The sequence below is a fragment of the Arthrobacter sp. CAN_A212 genome (assembly GCF_015752345.1).
GTDB lineage: Bacteria > Actinomycetota > Actinomycetes > Actinomycetales > Micrococcaceae > Arthrobacter_D.
This window is the reverse complement of the sequence record NZ_JADOUT010000011.1, coordinates 66,961-83,654: the sequence shown is the minus strand read 5'-3', so window position 1 is coordinate 83,654 and position 16,694 is coordinate 66,961. Positions and strand designations below refer to the sequence as shown.

The following is a 16,694-nucleotide window of genomic DNA, read 5'->3' as shown; positions in this document are numbered from 1 at the left end:
CCGGGAGCTTCGCGCCGTCGTCGTCCGCGTCCGTGAGGCGATCGTGGCGTTCGCGCTAGCCAAGATGGTCGACGAGCCGCTCCGCAATTCCGGTATAGGTGGACGGTGTGAGCGCCATCAGCCGTGCCTCAGCAGCCGGGGAGAGCCCCAGGCCAGCAACGAACTCGCGCATCCGAGCCGCATCCACCCGTTGCCCGCGGGTCAGTTCCTTCAGCCGCTCATAGGGATCGTCCATCCCCGGCACACCGGCTAGCCCCTCCGCCCGCATCACCATTTGGACTGCCTCGCCCAGCACCTCCCAGTTCGAGTCGAGGTCAGCTGCGAGCACCGCTCCGGCGACGTCGAGCCGTTCCAGGCCCTTCGCCACGTTCGACAGGGCCAACAGTGAGTGGCCAAACGCCACCCCGATATTGCGCTGCGACGACGAATCGGTGAGGTCACGCTGCCACCGCGAGGTTACGAGGGTTGCACCCAGCACGTCCAGGAGCGAGCAGGAGATCTCCAGGTTCGCCTCGGCGTTCTCGAAACGGATCGGATTCACCTTGTGGGGCATGGTCGAGGAGCCGGTAGCTCCCTCCACAGGAACCTGGGCGAAATACCCTATCGAAATGTAGCTCCAAACATCGGTGCAGAAATTATGCAGAATCCGGTTGAACCGTGCCATATCGGCGTACAACTCGGCCTGCCAGTCGTGCGATTCGATCTGGGTCGTCAGCGGGTTCCACGTCAGTCCCAGCCCTTCCACGAAGTCCCGGGACACTTTCTGCCAGTCGGCATCCGGGACCGAGGCGTAGTGGGCGGCGAAGGTGCCGGTCGCACCGTTAATCTTTCCCAAATACTCGGTGCGTTCAATGCGCCGGAGCTGCCGGTCCAGCCGGTGGGCGACGACGGCGAGTTCCTTGCCGAGCGTGGTGGGGGTGGCCGGCTGTCCGTGGGTCCGTGACAGCATCGGTACGGCCGCGGACTCACGGGCCATGTCCGAGATCTGTTGGGTCAGTGAGCGGGCGGCTGGAAGCCAGACCTTCTCGACGGCGCCCTTCACGCCCACCGCGTAGGACAGGTTGTTGATGTCCTCCGAGGTGCACCCGAAGTGCACCAGCGGTTTCAGCTGGGCGATGCCGATCTCGGAGAGCCGGCGTCCAATGAAGTATTCGACCGCCTTGACGTCGTGGACGGTGACGCGTTCAAGCTCCGCCAGTTCCGCCACCGACCCGCCGTCAAATGCGGTGACGATGGTGCGCAGAGCCGTTTCCTGGTCCTCGCTCAGCGCAGTTGTCCCTGGCAGCACGGCGTGACGGCTCAGGTGAATCAGCCACTCCACCTCCACATGGACGCGGTCCCGGTTGAGGGCGGCTTCCGAGAGGTAGTCGACCAGCGGGGCGACTGCACCGCTGTACCGGCCGTCCAGTGGGCCGAGTGCCAGGGGAAGGCCCGACGGGGTGGATGTCGACGCGAGGTTCACCCTTGGGGGTGCGGTATCAGCCATACCATCGATCATTCCATGATCCGTGGGAATCGGTCTCCCGTGTGACAACTCCTCCCCAACCGCAGGCGGCACTGTCCCTGCCCACAATGGGCACTCTGCTGGTGCCGGTCGCGCCCACCGGGCACTACCGTGCGAAGGAAGCGATGGGGCATCAGGGGAGAGGGAGGACGGACCGGTGAGTTACCCGGCGGACTGGTCGTGCGAACCCTGGGCTGTGGACAGCTCGGCCGCCGCCTCGATCAGCTCACAGGTGCTGTTATATGCAGAGGCTGTCGATGAGGTGGCGTCACGCATGGCCACGGTGACCACCCTCGACTGGGAGTCGCCAGCTGGCCGGAACTTCAGCGCCTACCTGACGGGGCAGGTGGGCGGCGTGCGGCTGGCCAGCGAGCAGCTCCGGGAGTCCGCAGCGAGGGTCGCCGCGTTCGCCGTGACCCTCCGCACTCACGAGTACCGCCAGTTTCTTGAGTAACACAGCCCATGACCGCGACCCCTGATCTGACCCCTATCCCCTTTCCCCCGGGTCACGGCCCCGGAGGTATTGCGGTGCGCGGTGGGGTGGGAAGCATCCGCTTCCAGTGGAGCGAACTTGGCCACGGGGCGGACCTTCTCGGGGCCCTGGCGGATGAACTGCGCGAGATCCTGCACCAGTGTGGCGAATTGCAATGGCGGCTGCAGATGCTCCTCAAGTCATTCGAGGCGGCGGCCGATGGCGCCGGGCATGCCGCCGTGGACGCCCTCGACGGGGCGCGCTCCGCGCTTTCCCGCTGCGACGCCGAATTACGGGACTCTGCCCACCGGATCGACTACTGCAGATTGGCCTACGAGGCAGCCGAGGCGATGGCTCAGGTGGCGGCCGCTGCCGCGCATGCGGGGGCAGGATTGATCGAACATGACCTGCGCAGGCTCATCGGGACCGCCAATGCCGGCCATTTCGCGGAACCCGTGCCGCTTAGTCTGGACCGGGTCCCTGCAGGCACAACCGCCACCGTGGACGGGACCGCAGCCGGTATGCTGCAGCGGATCGGTTCGCTGGACGCAGAGGGCCCCGGTGTCTTCGAGGTGCTCAAGGTGCAACGCCCCGACGGTCCGGTCTTCGTGGTGGTACTCCCGGGCACCCAGGGAACAACGGCTGCCGCCACTGACAACCCGTTCGATCCGACCGGCATCGTCGAGGCGGTCCACTACGACAGCACGTTCGTCGCCGATGCTGTCCATCGGGCGCTCGCGGAGTCGGGCGCCTCCCACGGGGATCGGGTCATGATGGTCGGGTACAGCCAGGGGGGAATGCATGCCGCCAACATTGCCCGGCATCCGCAGGTGGCCGAGGACTACTCGATGGAGCTGGTTCTTACCGCCGGCTCACCCACCGGACGGGAAGCCAGTGGTGACGGCACATACCTGCACCTTGAACATGCGGATGACTGGGTCCATCAGGTGGACGGCACAGCCAACCCCGACGAGCGCAACAGGGTTACCGTAACGCTGGCAGAGCCCGCCGACGAGGTTCCTGCCAGCGAAAAGGGGCTCGGCCCGGCGCACAAGCTCTCGACCTACCTCGCCGGCGCTGAGACTGCAGATGCCAGCGTGCACCCATCCCTTGTCGCGACCCTGGGTGTATTGGGAAGTACGGTAGGCGGGCGGGCATCAGCTCAGCGCCACGTGTTCCGGGTACGGCGAGTGCCGCGCCGTGATCAGACTGCTCCGCCAGACCAGCGGGTGCAGGAATGACTGGGCCCGCTGAGGGGTAAGCGGAGCCCTGGCGCCTACCGCCGTGTTCCCGTGAGTGATCCGGCGACCATCGATACCACGCTGATGATGAGCGACCCGAGGATGGCAGACCAGAAGAAGTCATCAACCGAGAACTGGATCGGCGTGAAGGAGGTCAGCCACGCCGTGAGCATCAGCATGCCAGCGTTGATCACGATGGTAAACAGACCCAGGGTGAGGATGGTGAGGGGCAGGGACAGGAGGGCGACGATCGGACGCACGAGTGCATTCACGATTCCGAACACCAGGCCGACAAACAGGTAGGAAAGGACTACCGCCGTGGTGTCTTCACCGGCGGTCGTGGAACCGACCGCAATCCCCGGGAGGAGCCAGGCCGCGACAAAAAGTGCCAGCGCATTGATCAGAATCCGGACAACGAACTTCAGCATCACCCCATGCTGTCATACGGCGTGATGCAAGCCCAGCGATAAGCTGGGACCATGACAACACCAGAGCGCCAGGGCGACGACGCCGGGGCACAGGAACTTTCCGTCCATCCCCGCAGTGTGCTGGGACGCCTCCCCCGGTACGCCGCCGGCAAGCCACCCGTTGTGGTGGAGGGCCTGCAGAGCTACAAACTGTCCTCCAACGAAAACCCGCTGCCGCCTCTGCCCTCGGTGTTGGCGACCATTGCCTCCCAGACCCACATCAACCGGTATCCGGACCCGATGACGACGGCCCTGCGCACCGCACTTGCCGAATTCCTCTCGGTTCCCGCCGAGGACATCGTGACGGGCGCCGGCAGCCTGGGGGCACTCAACCAGATCCTCGCCACCTTCGCCGGGCAGAATGACTACGACGCCGCTGACGAAGTGATTTACCCCTGGCGGTCCTTTGAGGCCTACCCCATCTGCGTGGGCCTGGCCGGGGCAGTCGGGGTCCAGATCCCGCTGCGGCAGGACAGCACCCACGACCTCGACGCGATGCTGGCGGCAATCACCGACCGGACGCGGGTAATCCTGCTTTGCACCCCCAATAATCCCACCGGGCCGGCCCTCTTGCAGGCCGACGTGAGCGACTTCCTGCGTCGGGTGCCCGGACACATCGTTGTGGTCATCGATGAGGCTTACCAGGAGTTTGTCCGCGATCCGGAGGCCGTGGACGGGCTGGCGATGTACCGGGAGTATCAGAACGTGGTGGTTTTGCGCACCTTCTCGAAGGCACACGGCCTTGCCGGTCTGCGCGTGGGCTACTCCGTCTCGCAGCCAGAGCTGACCCAGCACCTGAGGGTCAGTGCCGTGCCGTTCGCGGTGTCCCAGATCGCCGAACAGGCAGCGGTCACCTCCCTCGAGCACTTCGACGAGGTCAAGGACCGCGTGCAGGGAATTGTCGATGAACGTACGCGGGTCGTCGACGGCCTACGTTCACTGGGGTGGACGGTCCCGAACGCTGAGGGGAACTTCGTCTGGCTCGCCCTGGGGGAGAATACCGCCGGATTTGGGGCGCTGGCGGAGCAGCAGGCGCTTTCGGTGCGGGCCTTCGGCGCCGAAGGCGCCCGGGTGAGCATCGGCGAGCCGGAGGCAAACACCCGCTTCCTCCAGCTGTGTGCCACCTATCCGTTCGGCCCAGGGGTTTCGTAGAACGTCATAAATGGGTTGCGCACGATCACGTCGCTAGGGTGGACGAGGTACATGCGCAGGATGGCATGTGCCCGGAAACATTCCATTTGAGGTATATAAAGACGCTGAGGGAGCACATATGGACGTTGCGCGATCAACAGCCGCCGGGCTTGAGCCCGGGCGGGCCCCGGGGGCAGTGACCGGATCCCGGCGGGATCAGCCGGCGATGGTCCAGTTGCTCACCGAGGACGGGCACCTCGTCCCGGATGATCGTTTCAGCGACTTCGCCCCGCACCCGGAAATCTACCCCAGTCTGTATCGGGACATGTTCCTGATCCGGCGTTTTGACCAGGAGTCCACAGCCCTGCAGCGTCAGGGGCAGCTCGCCCTCTGGGTGCCCCTCACCGGCCAGGAGGCCGCCCAGATTGGGTCCGGGCGGGCGATGCAAGCCGCAGACTACGCTTTCCCCACCTACCGGGAACACGGCGTCGCCCTGACCCGGGGGGTTGACCTCCCCGACATCCTGCGTCTCTTCCGGGGGACCACCAATGGAGGTTGGGACCCGCGGGAACACAACTTCCAGCTCTACACCCTGGTCCTTGCCGCGCAGACCCTCCACGCGGTCGGCTACGCGATGGGCATCCAGCGTGACCGCGCCACCGACCCGGGGGCCGAGGCAGCAGCGACGGTCGCCTACTTCGGCGACGGTGCCAGCTCGGAAGGCGACGTCCACGAGGCAATGGTGTTCGCTGCCTCATTCAACGCGCCGGTGGTGTTCTTCTGCCAGAACAACCACTGGGCCATTTCGGTGCCTTCGGAGGTCCAGACCCGGGTACCCCTCTCCGAGCGGGCGGCGGGTTACGGCTTTCCGGGTATCCGCGTCGACGGCAACGACATCCTGGCCGTCAACGCTGTCACCGCGTGGGCGCTGGACCATGCCCGGCGCGGCAACGGCCCGGTGCTGATCGAGGCCTTCACCTATCGCATGAGCGCCCACACCACCGCCGATGACCCCACCAAGTACCGGGCCTCCGCTGAGGAGGAGTCCTGGGCGCCCCGCGATCCGCTGCGCAGGCTGGAGAGCCACCTCAGGGCCACCGGGATCCCAGATTCCTTCTTCACCGACCTGGAAGGGGAGGCGACGGAGCAGGCGGGCCGGCTCCGGAAGGCTGTGCTGGCGATGGAGGCCCCGGATCTGAGTCACCGGTTCGGCACCGCCTATGCCGAGCCCCATCCGCTGGTCCAGGAGGAGCTGCGGCAGTGGCAGGATTATGAGGCCGGTTTTGTACCGGCGGACGAAGGGGGCAAATAGATGCCGGTGATGACCATCGCCAAGGCGATCAATGCGGGCCTCCGAGCCGCGCTGAAGGACTCACCCGCCACCTTGCTGATGGGTGAGGACATCGGCGCGCTCGGCGGTGTCTATCGGGTCACCGAGGGGCTGAAGGCGGAATTCGGCGCCGACCGCGTTGTCGACACACCGCTCGGCGAGTCAGGCATTATCGGGACGGCCATCGGCTTGGCCCTGCGAGGTTACCGGCCAGTCTGTGAGATCCAGTTCGACGGGTTCGTCTTTCCCGGCTTCAACCAGATCACCACCCAGCTGGCGAAGATGCACGCCCGCAGCGACGGAATGCTGCGGGTTCCGGTCGTGATCAGGATCCCGTATGGGGGTGGCATCGGAAGCGTCGAGCACCACTCCGAATCCCCTGAAGCGTTGTTCGCCCATACGGCCGGGCTGCGCATCATCACCCCCTCCAACCCTCAGGATGCCTACTGGATGATCCAGCAGGCCATCGACTGTGACGACCCCGTCATCGTTTTCGAGCCCAAACGGCGTTACTGGCTGAAGGGCGAGGTCGATCTCACCACACCCCCGGGCAATCCGTTCACCGCCCACGTGCTCCGCGCAGGCACTGACGCCACCCTGGTGGCGTACGGACCACTCGTACCGGTTGCCCTTGCGGCCGCGAACGCTGCCGCCGAGGACGGCACCAGTGTCGAGGTCATTGACCTCCGGTCGGTCTCTCCCATGGACTTCGACACCGTGACTGCGTCGGTGCAGAAGACCGGACGATTGATCATCGCTCATGAGGCACCTACCTTCGGGGGAATCGGCGGTGAGCTGGCCGCACGGGTGTCGGAACGGGCCTTCCTGTCGCTGCAGGCTCCCGTCATGCGCGTGGGTGGATTCCACCTGCCCTACCCGGTCGCCCGGATGGAAGATCACTACCTTCCGGATATCGACCGCATCCTCGAATCCCTCGACCGAGCCCTGGCCTACTAGAGGAACCCCATGACACTGAACACATTCAACCTCCCCGACGTCGGAGAGGGTCTCACCGAAGCGGAGATTGTGCGCTGGGTGGTCCGGACCGGCACTGTAGTTGCGGTCAACGACATCATTGTGGAGATCGAGACCGCCAAGTCACTGGTTGAGCTCTCGTCTCCCTACGCCGGCGTCGTCGCCGAATTGCTCGTCGCCGAGGGGGAGACCATTGAGGTCGGCACGCCGATCATCTCCGTCGCCGACGGTGACGACGACGTCCCAGCGCCCCAGATGCCCGGTGAGCTCGCCACCCCGCCGGCCACCAACCCGTCGACCGCCGACGAGCCCCTGGACTCCCGGGAAGCACCTGCTGCTGGCCCGCTCGTCGGAACCGGCCCGAAGGCCGACTCGGTGAAGCGGAGGTCGCGACGGCCCGCAACCGAACCTGCTGCGGCACCTCAGCGGGCGTCGACCGCGCCAGCTGCCGAAGTGGGCCCGACCCCGCGGGTCCTCGCCAAACCGCCGGTCCGGAAGGCCGCCCGTGACCTGGGCATCAATCTTGCCGATGTTGAGGGGACCGGGCGCTCCGGCGAGGTGACCAAGCGTGACCTCCTGAGCTATCAGGCGCAGCGCGACGCCGAACAGGATGGTGCCAACACGTTCTGGGGTGCGCCGCAGAAACCACAGGACCAGCGGATCGAACGGCTGCCGGTGAAGGGGGTCCGCAAGGCAACAGCGAAAGCAATGGTGGAGAGCGCCTTCTCGGCACCCCACGTCAGTATCTTCGTGGATGTCGACGCTTCCCGCACCATGGAATTCGTGAAACGGCTCAAGGCATCACGCGACTTCGAGGGCATCAAGGTCTCGCCCCTCCTCATTCTCTGCAAGGCGGTGATCTGGGCCGCCGCCCGCAACCCGTCGGTCAACGCCACCTGGGCTGGTGACGAAATCCTGGTCAAGCACTTCATGAACCTGGGCATTGCCGCCGCGACCCCCCGGGGTCTGATGGTCCCGAACATCAAGGACGCCCAGGATCTGACCCTGAAGGAGCTCGCCGTGGCGCTCAACGAGCTGGCCACTACGGCCCGGGCGGGGAAAACCCAGCCGGCGCAGATGCAGGGTGGGTCACTGACGGTCACGAACATCGGAGCCCTCGGCATCGACACCGGGACGCCGATCATCAATCCCGGCGAGGTTGCCATCGTGGCGTTCGGGACGATCAAACAGAAACCCTGGGTGCTCGACGGCGAGGTCATCCCGCGGTGGATCACCACGCTGGGCGGGTCATTCGACCATCGGGTGGTCGACGGCGATCTCAGCGCGCGGTTCATGGCCGACGTCGCATCCATCCTGGAGGAGCCCGCATTGCTGCTCGACTGACGTTTTGTCACCTAGGCTGGAAACCCTGATGACAAATAATCCCAGACCGAGTCGGCGCCCCGACCACGACCGCGCCAGCGCCCCGACATCCACCGGCTCCTACCTGAAGCGGTTGCTGCCGATGCTGCTGGCAGCCTTCCTTGGGTCAACCCTGCTGCAGTTCCTCTTCCCCGAACTGAATTTTGTTGTCCGGCTGCTGATTCTTGCCGTCCTGTTGTTGGCCGTCTCGGTGGTCCTGGATCGCCTGCGTTCCCGGGACCGCTAGCTTCCGTTTACGCACGGTTCGCCTCGATTGCTTCCTGCAGGATCGGGGCAAGCCTGTCGATCCCCGTGACGATGTCCTCGCTGGAAACGGCGCTGAAGGCGAGCCGCAGCTTGTTGGACGGCTCATCGGAGGGCGTGAACGCGGCACCGGGGATAAACACCACTCCTGCATCGATCGCCTTGTAGAGCAGTGGGTAGGTGTCGATGCCCTCGGGGAGGGTGACCCAGATGAAGAATCCACCGTCCGGGCGGGTCCACGTCACCGATTCGGGCAGGTGCTGCTCCAGGGCGGCCAGCATCGTGGAGCACCGCTCGCTGTAGAGCGCCCGCGTGTTTTCCAGGTGTCCCAGCCAGTCGTAGTCGCTGAGGTAGGCCGAGACCAGCATCTGGGTCAGGGGAGACGGGCACAACACGACTGCCTCGCAGGCCAGATAGAAACGTCGGTGCAAATGCTTGGGCACCAGCGCCCATCCCAGCCGAACACCCGGCGCGAAAATCTTGGAGAAGGACCCCAGGTAGATGACGTCGTCAGGGTTTCCCTCCCGCAGGGGAGTCAACGGTTTCCCGTCAAAGCGCAACATCCCGTAGGGATTGTCTTCCAGGATCAGGATGTTGTTGGCGGTACAGATGTCGACAATGACCTGCCGGCGGTCTGCCGCGAGGGTGATGCCACTGGGGTTGTTGAAGCTGGGGATCGTGTAAAGCGCCTTGATTTTGCGGCCCTCGGCCTGGAGCTCGGCAATCCGTTTCTGCAGTTCCTCGGGGACCAGCCCGTCGTCGTCCATCGCGACCGCCTGGACGTCCACCTGGTACGCCTCGAAGGTGTTCAGCGCACCCACGTAGGTGGGATCCTCGCAGAGGATGACGTCGCCGGGATTGCAGAAGACCTTGGCGGCGACGTCTTGCGCCGACTGCGATCCGGTAGTGATGACCACGTCGTCGGGGTCAGCACCAGTGATCCCCTCCGCGGCCATGACCTCGCAGATCTGTTGGCGGAGTTTCTCCATCCCCTGCCCGCCGCCGTACTGCAGGGCTTCGAGGCCCTGCTCGGCGATGATCCGCTGGGCCGTGTTGCCCAGCTCCTGCAGTGGCAGGGACCGCAGGTAAGGGCTGCCTCCGGCAAGCGATACCAGGCCCGGCCGGATGGAAATGTCGAAGACATCCCGCACCGCCGACTGCTTGATGTTGGCAGCCCGATCGGAGAACAACGCCTCGTGGCGGTGAGCCGAGTCGACTGCACGAACGAGCGCCGCCTCGGTTTCGGCGGGCAGGGACGACGGATCAAGTTTTGCCTGTGAGTTCACTCACGTAGTCTAAGCCAGCGGTTAACCAATGAGCAACGAGTGTTGCCTTAGATCCAGCCCGCGTCCCTTGCTTTGGCCCCAGCCTGGAAGCGGCTGTCGGCCTTGAGCGTTTCGAGCATCCACGCGATGTGCCGTCGACAGGTCCGCACACTGAGATCCAACCGTCGGGCAATGACTTCGTCCGAATACCCGGCAGCCAGTCCTACGATGATGGCCTGCTGGGTTCCACTGAGCGCCGAGGTGGTTGCTTCCTCGGCCACAAACGGGTCAGCGAACTCCCAGGTCGAATTGAACACCTTGATGAAAACACTGACCAGGCTGGGATCCCGGATCATCATCGCCGCCTTGTCAGTGCTGTTCAGCTGGCGTGCCACGACAGCCAGCTTCCGGTCGAAGATCAGCATCCGGAAAGGGACGGAGGGGAGTGTCCTGAACTGGCCACCCGCTGCCGCGATCAGCTTGACGGCCTTGCGGGTCGGCATGTGGTCGCGGGTACTGAGATCGTAGAGATTTCTCCGGCTTACCCCCTGCTTCAGCAGGTCGAGATCTTTCCGGACGTTCTCCTCCTGGAAGTCCGCATTGGCGCCCTGGCCCGGAACGGCCATCAGGACCTGCTCCGAAACGTCTCGACCGTACTCGATGAGGACGCGCTGGATCAGATGCGGATCTTCCAGGACCTCCACCGAAGCGCTGGAAATCACTTCCTTGCGGGCTTCCAGATAGAGCGGGACCAAACCGGATAGCTCCCGGCGTTTGGTGCTGATCCTGCTTCTGAGGTCCTGTACCAGGCGCTCGTCCGCGTCCACCAGGTCAGCCAGCGCAACATCAGGTGAAACCGCGACGTAGGCGTCGGGGTCCGAGGCGTGGACACTGAGCAGCTTGCGCTGGGTCAGTTGCTCCATGGCTGCGTCGATGTCCCGCAGGGTGTAGCCGAGGGCCTCGGAAACTTGCTGCCGTGTCCATCCCGGATGGGCGACGGCGTAGCGATAGAGTTCCAGGCATATTCCGTCAAGCATGAACTTTCCTCCCCGGCATGGCGGCACGCCTGTCTGTAGCCTACAGACACGTTTCACCGTCGAACGATTTGTCGTCCATGCCGGCTCATTTACCCAAAAATGACCCGGGTAAATCATGCCATGTCCACTTAATGACATCATTGCTCCGTGCTGTCGTGAAAACCGGTGAAATGTAACGGATTCCCATGTCGGAGCCGGTTTCCAGGAGCCTTCGGAGACGGCAGGCCAAAGCCTCCAGACCGCGTCCAGTCCGCTTTAGGCCATGTCCGGAACAGGGTGGTTATCCGGCTGGACAGGGACGGAGCGATCGCCGCATTGTAGGGATACCGGCTACACCTTGCCGGTTCAGCACCATTTGCAGCCACTCGGAGGGGAATCTCGTGAAGAAGATTATCGGGACCGCAGCTGGACTTCTTGTCATCATCGGCGTCGTCGCGCCCGCAAGCCCAACACTGAGTGCGGCCAACTGGGAATGGCCGAAGACGGTCGTCGCGGCCAACTGGGAATGGCCGAAGACGGTCGTCGCAGCCAACTGGGAATGGCCCAAAACCGTGGTGGCCAGCAACTGGGAGTGGCCCAAATAGCTCGCTGTTCACGCCGGATCTGATCGGCGCGACAGCACAACAGACTCGCCCCAGTGGCGGTGACCATATATCCGGAAGGAAAGGGCCATGAGCCAGCTGACAGCAGTTCGCATCGCCTCACGAACAGCAGACAGCGCTCAATGGTGGCACCTTTCCGTTTTTACCGGTGGCTTCGATGTAGCGGACGGCATCATTGGAGACCTGGTTACCCCACTGGCGGCGCAGGCTCAAAAACTGGGTGCCAGTCGCTGGTTCTTCACACGCTGTGAGGAACCAGCCGGTGCCCAGGTGAAGTTTCACGTCCTTGCCTGCCCCGCGGTCACCGCACAACTTCAGTCCTTCCTCACCGCACTGCAGCATGGCAGGCCCGCGGGTACCGATGGCCGCGTGAACCACGCACCGGACAATGGGCCACTGCGCAGCCACCCGGGGCCCGGCCCAGCCGGCGTCCTATCTGAGCTGAGGGTTCGCCAGCACTTTTCCCGCCCCGCCGGAACCCTTCCCTCGCAGGTCGCAGCCATCGACGTCGAGCCGCGGCTCGAAGCCGAGCTGGTGAAATACGGGGGTGTCGACGGGCTCCACTTGGCCGAAGAAGTCTTCGAGCTGTCCTCGGAACTCGCCGCCTGGGCCACGAAACGCTTCCCCAAGATGCAGAGCCGCTCAGCGTTCGGGGCACTGATCCTGTTCGATTCGGCACGCGCCATGATGAAGGGTCCCCGGTCGGCTGGGTGGCCCGATCGCCGCCGCATCTCGTGGGACTTCTACTGGGACAGCCATCTACGGACGTGCACCAATGACCTGGGGCCGCGTGCGGGCGGTGTCAGGGACGCGTTGTCGGCACAGGTTGCAGCCCGGGTGCCCGCGTTCCACGGCCTGATGGCGGCGACGGCCTCGGAGTCGGCAGCACAGAACTGGCGTCGCCGATACGCTCGGGCAATCGACAATTACCTGTACCGTGCCGACAAGATGCGGGTCAGCCGCAGCGCACAACACCTCACCGTCTACCAGGCGCATACGACCCTGAACCGGCTGGGTTTCACCACCCGCGAAGAGGGAGTGCTCGGTCTGTACGCCCGCTCCTGGAGCATCGAGCGGGAGGCCTCTTCCTACGACCAGAACTAGGCGCGATGAGTACCCAACCACCCAAGGTTACCGAGGAAGGATTTGAACACCATGGCGGCAAGCAACGATGTCATCTTGGCCACAGACGAACGGGAACTCAGCGAAGCCTTGGGATGTTCGCCGGACACCCTCGAGGACATGCGGGATCTGGGCGTTCTCGCCTCACGGGGGGAACTGTGGGAGGTTGGCCCTGCCCGTGACTACCTGCGCGACGCTGCCTGGGCTGACAGTCTCTGGGCCTGAGGAAACACCCCCGCATGGGGCCCGCCTCGGCGGCAGCCCCCATGCGGTGACCAGTATGCTGGGCGCATGACGACAATCCGCACTGCAGTGTTCGGCTACGGTCTCGGAGGGCGCGCATTCCACGCCCCTTTCATCCACGCCGATCCGAACTACTCTCTTGACGTCATCGTCACGTCCAACCCCGCCAGGAAGGCTGAGGCCGAGGTGCTGTATCCGGGCGTCCTGGTGGTGTCGACAGCGCAGGAGGCGTTCGCCCGGGCCGGCGAACTTGAGCTGGCGGTGATCAGCACACCACCCGGAACCCATGCCCTCCTGGCGACTGAGGCGTTGAACGCCGGCCTCGCCGTCGTCGTCGACAAACCTTTTGTGATTGACGCCGCGGACGGCGTCCGGTTGATCGAATTGGCCCGATCGCGCGGGAGCGTCCTGACAGTCTTCCAGAACCGACGCTGGGACGGGGATTTCCTGACTGTCCAAAAACTGATCGATGAGGGTCTGCTGGGCAGCATCCGCCGGTTCGAATCCCGGATGGAATCCTTCAAACCGGTGCTCTCCAAACCGTGGAAGGGTGCCCCAGCGAGCGACGGCGGGGGGATTCTCTACGATCTGGGGCCACACCTGATCGACCAGGCACTGGCACTGTTTGGCCCGGCGGAACTGCAGTACGCGGAACTCGCCGCCCACCGGGGCGACGGCGGCCCGGACGACGACGCCTTCCTCGCCCTGCGCCACACCAACGGGACCATCAGCCACCTGTGGATGAACGCGCTGGCGCCTCAGGCGGCGCCACGCTTCAGGGTGGTCGGATCACAGTCGGCGTACTCCAAATGGGGAGTGGACGTGCAGGAGCCGTCAGTCGTCGCGGGGATGCTGCCCTCCGACCCTTTGTTTGGGGTGGAGGATGAGCTGGCGTGGGGGCTGCTCGGCTTCGACGCCGACGCCACCAAGGTGCGCACCGAGAAGGGTCAATACCCCACGTTCTATGAGCTGATGGCCTCCGCGGTGCTCCACGGATCTCCGGTGCCGGTAGATCCGCAGGACAGCCTCGCCGCCCTGCGGATCATTGAAGCCACCCACCAGGAATGAGCTAGACCAGGTCCCGCCAGTCGGCAGTCAGGGCTAGCCCATGCGCTTCGGAGACTGAGTGGTGAGCCACCTGTCCCCCCGCAATGTTCAGTCCCTGTGCCAGCGCGGCATCGGCTTCGAAGGCGCCGCGCACGCCCCGGTTGGCAAGTGCCACCGCATAGCGCAGCGTAACGTTGGTCAGCGCGTAGGTTGAGGTGTTGGGCACCGCACCGGGCATATTTCCGACACAGTAGAACAACGAATTGTGCACGGTGAAGGTCGGATCCTGATGGGTTGTGACGTGGGAATCCTCAAAGCAACCGCCCTGGTCGACGGCGATGTCGACCAGCACGCTTCCCGGCTTCATCCGCGAAACCAGCTGGTTGGTCACCAGCTTGGGCGCCCTGGCTCCGGGAATCAGCACCGAGCCAATCACCAGGTCAGCATCGAGGACTGCCCGCTCAATCTCGAACGCGTTCGACGCGATCGTCTTGATCCGTCCGGCATAAAGCGCATCGAGCTCGCGAAGCCGCCCGATGTTGATGTCCAGGACGGTGACCTCGGCTCCCGTTCCAACGGCCATAGCGGCGGCATTCGTTCCAGCAACCCCGGCACCGAGTACCACTACCTTCGCGGGACGAACCCCGGGAACCCCGCCCAAAAGCAGTCCCGGCCCACCCGCAGGGGCAGTCATCACCTGCGCACCCACCTGGACGGACAGGCGGCCGGCAACCTCGGACATGGGGGCGAGGAGCGGAAGGGAGCGGCCCTCCTGCACGGTTTCATAGGCGATCGCGGTGACGCCGGTATCCAGCAGGGCCCTGGTTAGTTCTGGTTCGGCGGCAAGATGCAGGTAGGTGAAGAGGATCAGCCCGTCGCGGAACCGGTGGTATTCCTCGGCGATCGGCTCCTTGACCTTGAGCACCATGTCCGAGCGGGACCACAGTTCATCAGCTGAGGAGACAATCTCGGCGCCCGCTGCCACGTACTCGTCGTCGGTGATGTTTGAGCCCACCCCTGCGTCCTGCTCCACCAGGACAGTGTGACCGGTAGTGCGTAACTCATGCACCCCGGAAGCGGTGATGGCTACGCGGAACTCGTTGTTCTTGACTTCTTTTGGAACGCCGACGATCACGGGATTCTCCGTTCACTTTCGATGGTGCGGGTGGGGCCCTGTCGGACCTGCCCCTAGCCTACGGACGCTGCCCGGTCCCTGGACAGGGGACAGGGCATGGTTCTGCATCGCCGAGCCTCCTGCCGGAGAGCCCCGTGGCGGCCGTATCCGGCGCCTGCGCGACCATTGGGCGGTTGTGACCCAGTTCACTAGCACATGACCCGGTAACCTCGAAGTCGACAACTGTCGACCCTTTGCGCATCAATTGTCGTCCCGAGAGCGTCACCCGTAGCATGGAGCGATGCAATCAGGCGGAGTGGATTCAGCCGTAGAGGCAATTGCGTCGCGGCTGGGGCGGGGCCTGTCGCTGGAAGATCTTGACGGTGTGCTGCTGGCCTACAGCAGCCACCAGTCGGCGGCCGACCGGGTGCGCGTGAACTTCCTGCTCAGCAAGAAGGTGCCGGACGACGTCAGCCAGTGGCAATTGCAGCACGGGATCTCATCGGCCGTGCGCCCGGTGGTCCTCCCTGCCAACCCCTCGCTGGGGATGCTCGGGCGGGTGTGCGTTCCACTGCTGGTCCGGGGATTCCGGGTGGGCTACCTGTGGGTGCAGCAGGAGGCGAACGAAGAGCTGCCCGACGACATCCTGCGGCAGCTCCCGAAGGTGCGCGGGGATCTGGACCACCTCGCCACGCTGCTCCTGGAGGGCAATACCGCCGCGTCTGAACATCGCAGAAAGCGGGAGGGCATCTTTCTCGCCGCCTGCGACGGAACCTCAGCGGCCACCGACGACCTTGCGGGGTGGGCTGAGCTGCACAACACGGCGCCCTGGCAGGTTGCGGTGCTGTTCGCGCGGAAAGACATCCCGGAACCAGCCGACCCGCAGGCGAGCATGCTCACACACCGGAGTGCCGCTCTCCAGGCCACGGTGGGGGTTGGTTCGGTGCTGTTCAGCGCCGGCACCCCGGTGGCCGCCGTACTTCTCCTCACCGGTGGCCTGGCGGGCGGGGGTTACACCGATATCCTCCGGCGGTATGACAGCGAACACGCCAAACGCGAGGGCGACCGGGCCGGCGTCGCGCTCCTGGGGTTGAGCGAGCAGTTCCTCGATCTGCGGGACCTCCCGAAGGCGTTCGGCCAGGCCCGTCATGCCGTCCAGGCATCGGCGGTGGACGAGGGACTCGGCCCCGTCACCCACTACCGGGCCACCGGCAGCTATCAGTTCCTTGCCGCGGGCGGCTGGAAAGTCACGGCAGCCAATTCGGTGTACTTCGCCGAGATCGAGGAGCAGGACCGCAACGCAGAGCTGCTGCCGGTGCTGGAACTGCTGTATGACAAGAATGGCTCCGTCCAGGACGTTGCCTCGCAGCTCCACCTGCACCGCAGCAGTGTGTACAACCGGCTGGCGCGGATCCGGGCCATTATTGGCGCCGACCCACTCACCGGCCATGTGCGACTGGAACTTCACCTGGCGCTGAAAGCCAGAAAATGGGCCAGACGGCCACGAATCTAACTATT

Annotated in this window: 17 protein-coding genes; 12 read left to right on the top strand and 5 right to left on the bottom strand. The window is 64.7% G+C overall.

All coding sequences use genetic code 11. From position 1 onward, the window contains the following. Positions 1–55: 55 nt before the first annotated feature. Positions 56–1,486, bottom strand: coding sequence for an adenylosuccinate lyase (purB, locus tag IWX64_RS10110; RefSeq protein WP_196867002.1), 1,431 nt, complete (start codon positions 1,484–1,486; stop codon positions 56–58). 175 nt (positions 1,487–1,661) lie between these two features. Here purB and IWX64_RS10105 point away from each other — a divergent pair, with 175 nt between their 5' ends. Both IWX64_RS10105 and IWX64_RS10100 read left to right on the top strand, forming a co-directional pair. Then, positions 1,662–1,958: a hypothetical protein gene (locus IWX64_RS10105; protein ID WP_196867001.1), complete on the top strand. Its 297-nt coding sequence runs from the start codon at positions 1,662–1,664 to the stop codon at positions 1,956–1,958. Between the two features lie 8 nt (positions 1,959–1,966). Further along, on the top strand, positions 1,967–3,217 hold the full coding sequence (locus IWX64_RS10100) for a hypothetical protein (RefSeq protein WP_196867000.1): 1,251 nt from the start codon (positions 1,967–1,969) through the stop codon (positions 3,215–3,217). A gap of 35 nt (positions 3,218–3,252) precedes the next feature. Here the strand turns inward: IWX64_RS10100 and IWX64_RS10095 are convergent, their stop codons facing one another. Next, on the bottom strand, positions 3,253–3,645 hold the full coding sequence (locus IWX64_RS10095; RefSeq protein ID WP_196866999.1) for a phage holin family protein: 393 nt from the start codon (positions 3,643–3,645) through the stop codon (positions 3,253–3,255). Between the two features lie 51 nt (positions 3,646–3,696). Between IWX64_RS10095 and IWX64_RS10090 the strand changes: the two genes are divergently transcribed. The 5 genes from IWX64_RS10090 to IWX64_RS10070 all read left to right on the top strand — a co-directional run bounded on the left by IWX64_RS10090 (position 3,697) and on the right by IWX64_RS10070 (position 8,729). Further along, the gene (locus IWX64_RS10090; RefSeq protein ID WP_196866998.1) at positions 3,697–4,836 is read left to right on the top strand and encodes a histidinol-phosphate transaminase; all 1,140 of its coding nucleotides are present in this window, start codon (positions 3,697–3,699) and stop codon (positions 4,834–4,836) included. A gap of 118 nt (positions 4,837–4,954) precedes the next feature. Next, positions 4,955–6,127 carry a thiamine pyrophosphate-dependent dehydrogenase E1 component subunit alpha gene (locus tag IWX64_RS10085; RefSeq protein WP_196866997.1) on the top strand — a complete coding sequence of 391 codons (1,173 nt, stop codon included), beginning with the start codon at positions 4,955–4,957 and terminating at the stop codon, positions 6,125–6,127. Further along, positions 6,128–7,102 (top strand): alpha-ketoacid dehydrogenase subunit beta, encoded by a 975-nt coding sequence (locus tag IWX64_RS10080; RefSeq protein WP_196866996.1) that lies wholly within the window; start codon positions 6,128–6,130, stop codon positions 7,100–7,102. 9 nt (positions 7,103–7,111) lie between these two features. Continuing rightward, a complete protein-coding gene (locus tag IWX64_RS10075; RefSeq protein WP_196866995.1) occupies positions 7,112–8,464 on the top strand; it encodes a dihydrolipoamide acetyltransferase family protein in 1,353 nt (450 codons plus the stop codon). 28 nt (positions 8,465–8,492) lie between these two features. Continuing rightward, positions 8,493–8,729 carry a hypothetical protein gene (locus IWX64_RS10070; protein ID WP_196866994.1) on the top strand — a complete coding sequence of 79 codons (237 nt, stop codon included), beginning with the start codon at positions 8,493–8,495 and terminating at the stop codon, positions 8,727–8,729. A gap of 7 nt (positions 8,730–8,736) precedes the next feature. Here the strand turns inward: IWX64_RS10070 and IWX64_RS10065 are convergent, their stop codons facing one another. Continuing rightward, the gene (locus IWX64_RS10065; RefSeq protein ID WP_312883892.1) at positions 8,737–10,032 is read right to left on the bottom strand and encodes an aminotransferase-like domain-containing protein; all 1,296 of its coding nucleotides are present in this window, start codon (positions 10,030–10,032) and stop codon (positions 8,737–8,739) included. Positions 10,033–10,079: 47 nt separating this feature from the next. Further along, positions 10,080–11,048, bottom strand: a complete 969-nt coding sequence (locus tag IWX64_RS10060) for a helix-turn-helix transcriptional regulator (RefSeq protein WP_196866993.1) — start codon at positions 11,046–11,048, stop codon at positions 10,080–10,082. Positions 11,049–11,428: 380 nt separating this feature from the next. Between IWX64_RS10060 and IWX64_RS10055 the strand changes: the two genes are divergently transcribed. The 4 genes from IWX64_RS10055 to IWX64_RS10040 all read left to right on the top strand — a co-directional run bounded on the left by IWX64_RS10055 (position 11,429) and on the right by IWX64_RS10040 (position 14,083). Beyond that, entirely contained in the window at positions 11,429–11,632 is a 204-nt protein-coding gene (locus tag IWX64_RS10055; RefSeq protein ID WP_196866992.1) for a hypothetical protein, read from the top strand. An 87-nt stretch (positions 11,633–11,719) separates the two neighbouring features. Continuing rightward, entirely contained in the window at positions 11,720–12,754 is a 1,035-nt protein-coding gene (locus IWX64_RS10050) for a lantibiotic dehydratase C-terminal domain-containing protein (protein ID WP_196866991.1), read from the top strand. Positions 12,755–12,805: 51 nt separating this feature from the next. Next, a complete protein-coding gene (locus tag IWX64_RS10045) occupies positions 12,806–12,997 on the top strand; it encodes a hypothetical protein (RefSeq protein ID WP_171584765.1) in 192 nt (63 codons plus the stop codon). 66 nt (positions 12,998–13,063) lie between these two features. Continuing rightward, on the top strand, positions 13,064–14,083 hold the full coding sequence (locus IWX64_RS10040) for a Gfo/Idh/MocA family protein (protein WP_196866990.1): 1,020 nt from the start codon (positions 13,064–13,066) through the stop codon (positions 14,081–14,083). Position 14,084: 1 nt separating this feature from the next. Here the strand turns inward: IWX64_RS10040 and ald are convergent, their stop codons facing one another. Further along, entirely contained in the window at positions 14,085–15,197 is a 1,113-nt protein-coding gene (gene ald, locus IWX64_RS10035; RefSeq protein WP_196866989.1) for an alanine dehydrogenase, read from the bottom strand. A 280-nt stretch (positions 15,198–15,477) separates the two neighbouring features. Between ald and IWX64_RS10030 the strand changes: the two genes are divergently transcribed. After that, positions 15,478–16,689 (top strand): PucR family transcriptional regulator, encoded by a 1,212-nt coding sequence (locus IWX64_RS10030; RefSeq protein ID WP_196866988.1) that lies wholly within the window; start codon positions 15,478–15,480, stop codon positions 16,687–16,689. Positions 16,690–16,694 lie beyond the last annotated feature (5 nt).